The 8,076-nt window shown below is 60.9% G+C and carries 11 protein-coding genes; 8 read left to right on the top strand and 3 right to left on the bottom strand.

Annotated features, from left to right (window positions below; translation table 11 throughout):
* Positions 1–4 precede the first annotated feature (4 nt).
* From xseB to AC4DF4_RS08590, 5 genes are all read left to right on the top strand, one after another.
* Entirely contained in the window at positions 5–328 is a 324-nt protein-coding gene (xseB, locus tag AC4DF4_RS08570; RefSeq protein ID WP_490047707.1) for an exodeoxyribonuclease VII small subunit, read from the top strand.
* The gene (gene dxs, locus AC4DF4_RS08575) at positions 309–2,201 is read left to right on the top strand and encodes a 1-deoxy-D-xylulose-5-phosphate synthase (RefSeq protein WP_490047708.1); all 1,893 of its coding nucleotides are present in this window, start codon (positions 309–311) and stop codon (positions 2,199–2,201) included. Before xseB ends, dxs begins: the two co-directional genes overlap by 20 nt.
* A 63-nt stretch (positions 2,202–2,264) precedes the next feature.
* Positions 2,265–2,801 carry an Xre family toxin-antitoxin system antitoxin gene (locus tag AC4DF4_RS08580; RefSeq protein WP_490047709.1) on the top strand — a complete coding sequence of 179 codons (537 nt, stop codon included), beginning with the start codon at positions 2,265–2,267 and terminating at the stop codon, positions 2,799–2,801.
* A complete protein-coding gene (locus AC4DF4_RS08585) occupies positions 2,798–3,262 on the top strand; it encodes an RES family NAD+ phosphorylase (protein ID WP_490047710.1) in 465 nt (154 codons plus the stop codon). Before AC4DF4_RS08580 ends, AC4DF4_RS08585 begins: the two co-directional genes overlap by 4 nt.
* Positions 3,263–3,384: 122 nt before the next feature.
* Positions 3,385–3,750 carry an RNA polymerase sigma factor gene (locus AC4DF4_RS08590; RefSeq protein ID WP_490047711.1) on the top strand — a complete coding sequence of 122 codons (366 nt, stop codon included), beginning with the start codon at positions 3,385–3,387 and terminating at the stop codon, positions 3,748–3,750.
* Between the two features lie 112 nt (positions 3,751–3,862).
* Here the strand turns inward: AC4DF4_RS08590 and AC4DF4_RS08595 are convergent, their stop codons facing one another.
* The gene (locus AC4DF4_RS08595; protein WP_490047712.1) at positions 3,863–4,036 is read right to left on the bottom strand and encodes a hypothetical protein; all 174 of its coding nucleotides are present in this window, start codon (positions 4,034–4,036) and stop codon (positions 3,863–3,865) included.
* Positions 4,037–4,056: 20 nt separating this feature from the next.
* Here AC4DF4_RS08595 and AC4DF4_RS08600 point away from each other — a divergent pair, with 20 nt between their 5' ends.
* The 3 genes from AC4DF4_RS08600 to AC4DF4_RS08610 are packed head-to-tail and all read left to right on the top strand — an operon-like array spanning position 4,057 to position 6,236.
* Positions 4,057–4,794, top strand: coding sequence for a hypothetical protein (locus AC4DF4_RS08600; RefSeq protein WP_490047713.1), 738 nt, complete (start codon positions 4,057–4,059; stop codon positions 4,792–4,794).
* 6 nt (positions 4,795–4,800) lie between these two features.
* The gene (locus AC4DF4_RS08605) at positions 4,801–5,760 is read left to right on the top strand and encodes a CsgG/HfaB family protein (protein ID WP_490047714.1); all 960 of its coding nucleotides are present in this window, start codon (positions 4,801–4,803) and stop codon (positions 5,758–5,760) included.
* 56 nt (positions 5,761–5,816) lie between these two features.
* Entirely contained in the window at positions 5,817–6,236 is a 420-nt protein-coding gene (locus AC4DF4_RS08610) for a hypothetical protein (RefSeq protein ID WP_490047715.1), read from the top strand.
* A 3-nt stretch (positions 6,237–6,239) separates the two neighbouring features.
* Here AC4DF4_RS08610 and AC4DF4_RS08615 read toward each other — a convergent pair whose 3' ends face one another.
* Together AC4DF4_RS08615 and AC4DF4_RS08620 are read right to left on the bottom strand one after the other, a co-directional pair.
* Entirely contained in the window at positions 6,240–6,443 is a 204-nt protein-coding gene (locus AC4DF4_RS08615) for a hypothetical protein (protein WP_490047716.1), read from the bottom strand.
* A 278-nt stretch (positions 6,444–6,721) separates the two neighbouring features.
* Positions 6,722–7,906, bottom strand: coding sequence for a M24 family metallopeptidase (locus tag AC4DF4_RS08620; protein ID WP_490047717.1), 1,185 nt, complete (start codon positions 7,904–7,906; stop codon positions 6,722–6,724).
* Positions 7,907–8,076 lie beyond the last annotated feature (170 nt).

Below are 8,076 nucleotides of genomic sequence, written 5' to 3' on the forward strand. Positions count from 1 at the left end.
TGTCATGGCTCGCCGCAAATCCAGCGCTGAAGACGACGACTCGACGCAACCCACTTTCGAGGAAGCCCTCACCGGCCTCGAAACGATCGTCGAGGAAATGGAGCACGAGCACCTCGCGCTCGAGGATCTCGTGGCGCATTACGAAAAAGGCTCCGCGCTGCTAGGCCGCTGCGAGTCGATTCTCCAGTCCGCCCGCGACCGGATCGAACTCATCACCCTCCGCAACCAGAACGAAATCCCACTGGACGCGGCTAACAAAACCGCGGATGCCGCCGAACCTCCGGACGATTCTGACGACGACGACGATAATGACATCCGCCTCTTCTAAGCCCCCGGCCCTCGGCCCTCTGCTTTCCACGATTCATTCACCCTGCGATGTCAAAAATCTCGCTGACGAGGATTTGCCGAAGCTCGCGGCGGAAATCAGGCACACGCTGATTGATTCACTGTCGAAAACCGGCGGCCATCTCGGCCCCAACCTCGGCGTCGTCGAGCTGAGCGTGGCCATGCACCGCGTGTTCTCCACGCCCCGCGACAAGTTCGTTTTCGATGTCTCCCACCAAGGCTACGTCCACAAAATGCTCACCGGCCGCGCCGCCCAGATCCACACGATCCGCACCTACAAGGGCCTCAACGGCTTCCTCCTCCGCAGCGAGTCCGAGCACGATTCCTACGGCGCGGGCCACGCCGGCACCGCCCTGTCCGCCGCCCTCGGCATGGCCGCCGCCCGCGATCTCGCCGGCGGCGACAACCACATCGTCGCCGTCGCGGGTGATGCCGCTTTCACCTGCGGACCGACGCTCGAGGCGCTCAACAACATCGCCGAGACAACCCGGAAATTCATCGTCGTCCTCAACGACAACGAATGGTCGATCGATAAAAACGTCGGAGCCATCGCCCGTTATTTCAACGCGCTCCAGACGCATCACACCTATGCCGCCGTCCGCCGCCAAGCCGCGGACTTCGTCGAGAAAATCGCGGGCAAGGCCGTCCGCACGCTCGCCCACAAAGTCGAGGAAGGCGCGAAAAACCTTCTGTTCCAGAACGTCTTGTTCGAGAAATTCGGCATGCGTTACTTCGGCCCCATCGACGGCCACGACCTACATCTGTTAGTCCGCACCTTCGAGCACCTGAAGACGCTTCACGAGCCGGTCGTCCTCCACATCATCACCGAGAAAGGCCGCGGCTATCAGCCCGCTCTCGACAACCCCGGGAAATTCCACGGCCTCGGCACCTACAAGATCGAGGACGGCTCCACCGATGCCACAGCGACACCGACCTGCTCCGACATCTTCGGCCGGGCGGTCACGGAGTTCGCGAAAAAGGACCCTAAAATCGTCGCCATCACCGCCGCCATGCCAGGCGGGACCAAGCTGGAGACTTTCAAAAATGAACTTCCAGACCGCTATTTCGACGTCGGCATCGCCGAGGAACACGCCGCGCTTTTCGCCTGCGGTCTGGCCACCGAAGGCTTCCGCCCGTTCCTGGCCATCTACTCGACCTTCATGCAGCGCGCCTATGACATGATCATTCATGACATGGCGCTGCAAGGACTCCCCGTCCGCCTCTGCATGGACCGCGGCGGTCTGTCAGGGGATGACGGTCCGACCCATCACGGGCTGTTCGACATCGGCTATCTGCGCCACATCCCCGGCATCATCCACATGCAGCCGAAGGACGAGGACGAGTTCGTGGACATGCTCCACACCATGGCGAAACACGACGACGGCCCTACTGCCATCCGCTATCCGCGCGGCGTGATCAAGGGCACGCCGATCAAGCCCGCGCCTCAATTGATAGAAATCGGCAAGGCCGAAGTCGTCGCGGACGGCACCGACGTCGCCCTCGTCGGACTCGGCACGATGTTCGAAATGGCCGAGCGCACCAAATTACAACTCGAAGCGAAGGGACTCTCGGTCGCGCTCATCAACCCGCGCTTCATCAAGCCGCTCGACGCCGCCGTGCTCCAGGAATTCGCCCGGAAATGCAAAGTCGTCTGCACCTTCGAAGACCACGTCCTGCTCAACGGCTTCGGCGCCTCGGTGATTGAAAATCTCCACGACGCCGGCATCCACACGCCGGTCGAGCGGATCGGCTGGCCGGACCAGTTCATCGAACACGGCAAACCCGAAACCCTCCGCAAGCTCCACGGCCTCACTGCGGAAGTGGCGGTTCAACGAGTGCTCCAGCATTTTTCCTGATCAAAATACCGCGAAATCAAAATAGAAGGCGACATCCGGCGTTTGGCGGATTATATATGCCGTGTGGCAAACACCTTACAAGACGGAGATCAAGACCCCGAGCTGTCGGGGCGCGTGGAGTCACCCATCGCGACCTACGGCACCAGCATGAAAAAGCCGGCTTTGCTGGAAGCGATGGATCACTGGCTGGAGGTGCTGCGGCACTTCGGTCTGAGGGCTTCGGCAAGCGCTGGCAGTAGCTTCAAGCAGGTCCGCGAGGCCTTGCGCCAAGGGCTGCCACGGAGCGCCTTCGAGCAACTCCGCGCGGATCTCGGAGTCTCCACCGAGGAGCTCGCGGAAATCCTCGGCATCCCCACCCGCACGCTGGCGCGGCGCACGGATCGCTTCAAACCGGATGAATCCGAGCGCCTGCTGAGGGTTGGTTCGGTAATGGCCAAGGCGGCGGATGTTCTCGAAGACCCCGCCGCGGCCCGCCGCTGGATGACCCAGCCGAAACGCGCGCTCGGCGGCCTCACGCCGTTGCGTTGCTGCGACACCGAGGTCGGTGCCCGCGAGGTGGAATCCCTGTTGGGCCGCATCGAACACGGGGTTTTCTCATGATCCGGGCCTTCCGCCTCTGCAAGACGAAACATCTGGCAACCGCCTTCACCGGCGAGGGCGCGCGGCTGAACGGCGGCCGCTGGAATTCTCCGGGAAACTCCGTGGTTTACGCGTCCTCATCGTTGTCTTTGGCCACCTTGGAGGTGCTGGTGCATCTGGAGGATCCGGAGGCGTTCACTCGCTTGTTTTCATGGGTCGCGGTGGAAATCCCGCATGACACAGTGGAAACGGTAAACCCCTCCACACTTGCCAGCGGGTGGAACCATGACGAATCGGGCCCGGTCTCGCGGGCGGTGGGAGACGCCTGGCTGCGTTCGATGCGCAGCGCCACCCTCGCCGTGCCCTCGGTGGTAACGCCGGGAGAGTGGAACTATCTCCTCAATCCGGCCCACTCGCATTTCCCGCGCGTCCAGATCGGCCCGTTCCAACGATTCCGACCGGACCCGCGCTTGTTGCACTGAATACACTGTTTTTGTGACAGCAAAAGGAACGGAAATCGTCACATTGTCCGAAAAGAATCGAGATTTGGTGTCAACCTTTTGATGTCATTCCCCACTTAACCAAGCGAACCCCTCCCGCCTCCTTGATAGCCCAACACCCATCCGGCGAGCCCGCCGACCAGCAACTGATCGCCGGAATCAATGCCGGCGACGATCAGGCCTTCGAACAACTCTATCATCGCCACCGCGAATGGGTGTTCCGGATGGCCTGCCGGATTTGCGGCAGCGAGCACCACGCCCAGGATGTGATGCAGGAGGTTTTCCGCTATTTCCTCGGCAAATTCCCCGGCTTCGAGCTGCGCTGCGAATTGCGCACGTTCCTCTACCCCGCCGTCCGAAACCTCTCGCTCGCCTCGTTGCGTTGCGCGGATCCCGCCGCCTCGTCGGGGGCGAATCCGGCGCCGACGTTCTCGATCAACTCACCGCACCATCCGACCAACACGTTGTAGCTCCCACCGAAGACAAATACGCGCTGATCCTCCGCGAGGTCACCGCACTTTTCCCTCAGCAAATCAAGTCGATCGTCTCCGATGGCGGCGACCTGGAAATCGCACTCTCCGATCACCCATTACTAACAGAAAGCAGGCTGTTGTCATCGAAGTTTGCGAGAAAAGTGGCTGTAAAACCGTCATCACCTATGTCGGACAAACCATTGAAATCGACAAACACCGGATCACCATCCGCACCGACGAAGATGGCGGTATCGTGGTTGATAACTCGGATGCTGGCCTCCACATCACCAGCCGCCGCATCTGATGAAACTTCTCATTCCATTCCTAACCGCCTGCATCGCCTGCCCCGCGCTGGCGGATGAGATCGAAGCCCATCGTTTCGACAAACATGGCGGCTATCAACCCGCCGGATGGCCGGATCTAATACAAAAACTTGTCGTGCTCGCGGAAAAACCATTGCGTCTCGAATTCCCGGGCCTTGCTGCGCAGTGGAAACCCGCCGTCCAAATCCACCGAATCACCTCTGCCCGCAAGGTTTCCCTCGAAGCCCCCGCAGCAGAAGCCACCGCAGACGGCTGGCAGTGGACATGGACTCCACCGAAAACCAGTGGTCCCGCACATTACGAAATCCACTTCGATGGCGAACCCAAACGCGTCGTCCGCATCGAAACCCGCGACCCCGCATGGCGGAAGGCGACCCTCGAAATGCTCAGCAACCAAGCGGAATGGGACGTCCAAGGGCTCAGCCCCGAAGAACGCGCCGCTCTCACCAAGCACGGATTGCAACTCAGCAAGTCATCTAGCAACGGGAAAAATGACATCGCGTCGCTGCAAATGCTCCCCCGCCAAGGCAACGCCGCACGCCGCCGCGTGGTTTGGGACGATCAAGATCCAGGCCTCATCGTCTGGCGTCCGGGCTCCGCCGCAGGCGATCTCGAAGTGCGTGCGCCGCGTTGGTGGATCTCCCCCGCCGCCCTCGCCACCGACCAAGGTCTGATCCGTTTCCTCGATCTCTTTTCCGAACCGCCTCTCAACTCCTGAACCGCCATGAATTCCATACTCCGCTCCATCCATCCCGCCGTGGTCGCGCTTGCCGCCTCCATGATCCTGCCCGCCTCCGCCCTCGCGGAGGAAGCTCCCGCTTCGCCACTCTCCGTCGCCGTCCTGAATTTCGCAGACGGATCTAACGGACTTGATGGTGTCGGCAACTCCGTTTCCGCGCTGCTTCAAGTCCAGCTCACCGTCCACTCTGAAGCCCTGTTAGTCGAGCGGGCCGAGTTGAACGAAGTGCTCGCCGAACAAGAACTCACCCTATCAGACGCCGTCACCCCCACCCAAGCCGCCAAGGTCGCCCAACTCACCGGCGCGGAAGTTCTCATCAGCGGTCGCGTGTTCGCCGTGCAAGACCGGATCCATCTCGTGGCCAAAGTCATCTCCGCCAGCACCAGCCGCGTCTTCGGAGCCACCGCCGCCTATGACAAAGGCAAACCACTTGATGGAGCCGTAGAAAAACTCGGTCAGGACGTCGCCAAAATCCTCAAGGAAAAAACCGCCGACCTGCGCGGCGGCCCATCCCTCGAAGAGAGAATCAACGCCGAAGTCGCGGCGCTCCTCAAAGACAAACCCGCGAAAAAAATCTACGTCCACATCCCCGAAAGCATCCTCCAAGCCACCGTGCCCGATCCCGCCGCACAAACGGAAATCACCCGCACTCTCGAAGCTGCAGGATGGACGTCCGTGGAATCCGCCGAAAAAGCCGACCTCGTCATCCGTGGCGAAGCCTTCGCCGAATCCGCCATCCGCCGCGGCAACCTCTGGCTCACCCGCGCCCGCCTCGAATTCACCGTCACCGTCACCGACGCCGCCGCCAAAATCCTCAAAACCGACCGCATCGTCTGCGGCAACGTCGATCTCGCCCAAGCCGTCGGAGCCAAAGGCGCGCTGCAAAAGGCCGGTCTATTAGCGACTCCAGTCGTTGCCAAGGCCTCGCTCGCTGCAAGCCAGTAAGTAACGCGAAAGGCATCCGCCGACCACGCCTGCCTTCAAGTTTAACTCGCTCACGCATGATGTCCAAAACCCTTCTGACGTGGTTCTGCCTCTTGGTCTTGCTGCCATTCTCCGGCTTGTCGGCGGAACAGCGCAAGCCAGTCATCGCCGTCATCGCCGTCATCGCCGTCATCGCCGTCATCGGCGAGCCCGGCTTGCGCGATCAATCTGCCTTGATGACCGCTGTATTGTCCGGAGAAAACGCGGTGACGTTGGTCGAGCGCGAGGAGATGGAGCGGATTCTCGATGAACAAAAATGGGATGCGGCGGGACTCACCCGCACCCATGCGATGCAGCTCGGGCAATTGCTGCGTGCTGATGGTTTGCTGCTCATGCGGTCGTCTCCTGGATTGCCTGCGGGGGGTATCGAACTTCGCCTCGTTGCAGTCCGTCCCGGGATCGTGCTCAGCAATCCAAAATACTCTACAGGACCATGAGTATCAGTGGCGGCAGCAGCCGTCATGGTGATCTGGGTTTGCGAGAGGGCCGCTGGCACCACGGCCGATGTCGGCGGATTCGGGGAGGGCGGCCACGGCAGTGGCACCGAGACCTAACAGCATCACCGTCCACAGACAACCGCAAAACTTCTGGCGGATTGATCCGAGCGGAAACCGTGGTTTCAACAACGTGGCTACTGCTTGCATGGGGTTTCAGGGCTATTCCGGAAACAAGCCCGGCAATCGAATGAGAAAGAAAGACCATGGACCGATTGACTGTCAATCAGGAAGACTTCCAACAGAGCATCCCTTCCCTCTTAAAACATGCGCCTCCCACCGCGCTGTTGATCGACGAGTTCAAGTTTTCCCATCGCCACTGATAGTGGAGTCTTGCAGGTTGCCATCTCCGGATTCCGCCGCCCTAAAACGCGGTCTCCCGGGTGGTAGAGCAAACCGAGGCGGATGCCTGGGTGGTGATGGCCCGTTCAGGGAATCTCCCACTTGTAGGGCGCGCTGGAGATCTTCTCACAGCCATCCGCGGTGACATGCACCACATCCTCGATGCGGCAGCCGCCCAGACCGCGATAATAGAGGCCCGGCTCGATGGTGATGACCATGCCCTTCTTGAGCTTTTGCGTGGCATTCGGGCGGACGGAAGGCCCTTCGTGGACCTCGAGACCAATGCCGTGGCCGATGGCATGGAAGAAACCTTCCGGCTCGCGGCTGTCCTTGACGGTCTTGTAGCCTTCCTTGGCGAAAAAATCCTCCACCGCCTGCTGGATCTTGCCGCCGGTCACCCCGGGTTTGACCAGGCTGATGCCGAGTTCGTGGCCCCGCTTGACGGTGCGCACCAGACGGCGTTGGGCATCGCTGGCGGTGCCCTTGAGGAAGGTCCGGGTCATGTCACCCCAATAGCCGTCCGCGACGCGGCGCGGGAAAATATCCACCACGATCAACTCGTTGGCGCGGATCGGGCCGGTGCCGGCGTTGTGACAGTCACAAGCCTGATCGCCAAAGGCGGCGATGGTTCTGAGCGCCACCGCGCCCTCGGCAAGGGTGGCCATGCTGATGATGTCACGCAACCGCTCGGAGGTGAGGACGCGGCCCTCGTGGACGAGCACGCCGTTGCGGATTTTCGCTTCGGTGAGGGTTTTGGTGACCGCGCGGTGGCCGGCGGCGCTGGCGCGGTTGCCCCTGCGCAGGGACACCACCTCGTCGGCGGTCTTGCACAGGCGCTGGGGAAACAGGTTGCCGTTTTCCGCCACCGTGATGTTCAGACCGGCGTCCTTGAGCTTGAATGCCAGGCCGGCGGGAAAACGGGACCCCACGTGGAACTCGCGGATGCCATGAATCTTCGCCAAATGCTGCACCACTTGGCAGTCGTCTGCCACGGTGCCCTTCGGCAGCTTGAATTGTTTCGCCGCGCCGTCGCGGATCTCGGACAGCAGCAACACTTCGTCAAACGAGGACTCGTCCTCCATCCGGCCGAACTCCATCGGCACGGCCAGGCCGAACTTCTTGTTGCCGATGGTAAAAGCGAGATACGGATCGCTGGCTGAAAACCGGCTGAAATACAGCATGTCCGGATCTGCAGAGCAGGCGTGGAAAAGGAGGGATGACGGGGAATTCCGGGTGGTTTTTCCCAGAGAAGAGGATCGGCGTTTGATCATGGATGTTCGGAATTGGAAGAAGTTAAAAGCGAAAGAAGTTTTGCGGGGAAATTTTTCTTTCCGTTAAATTGTTAAAATCTCAGCGGGCTGGCTGATGGACATTTGATACGAGAACTTGATCTCCCCAGCAAGCTCGGATTGCTCTTTCGCGCTGGGACGGGCCGGTGGAG

Source organism: Luteolibacter sp. (assembly GCF_058122085.1).

Coding starts and splice junctions, on each gene's coding strand:
- xseB (WP_490047707.1), top strand. CDS start 5: ATGGCTCGCCGCAAATCCAGCGCTGAAGACGACGACTCGACGCAACCC.
- dxs (WP_490047708.1), top strand. CDS start 309: ATGACATCCGCCTCTTCTAAGCCCCCGGCCCTCGGCCCTCTGCTTTCC.
- AC4DF4_RS08585 (WP_490047710.1), top strand. CDS start 2,798: ATGATCCGGGCCTTCCGCCTCTGCAAGACGAAACATCTGGCAACCGCC.
- AC4DF4_RS08600 (WP_490047713.1), top strand. CDS start 4,057: ATGAAACTTCTCATTCCATTCCTAACCGCCTGCATCGCCTGCCCCGCG.
- AC4DF4_RS08605 (WP_490047714.1), top strand. CDS start 4,801: ATGAATTCCATACTCCGCTCCATCCATCCCGCCGTGGTCGCGCTTGCC.
- AC4DF4_RS08610 (WP_490047715.1), top strand. CDS start 5,817: ATGATGTCCAAAACCCTTCTGACGTGGTTCTGCCTCTTGGTCTTGCTG.
- AC4DF4_RS08615 (WP_490047716.1), bottom strand. CDS start 6,443: ATGCAAGCAGTAGCCACGTTGTTGAAACCACGGTTTCCGCTCGGATCA.
- AC4DF4_RS08620 (WP_490047717.1), bottom strand. CDS start 7,906: ATGATCAAACGCCGATCCTCTTCTCTGGGAAAAACCACCCGGAATTCC.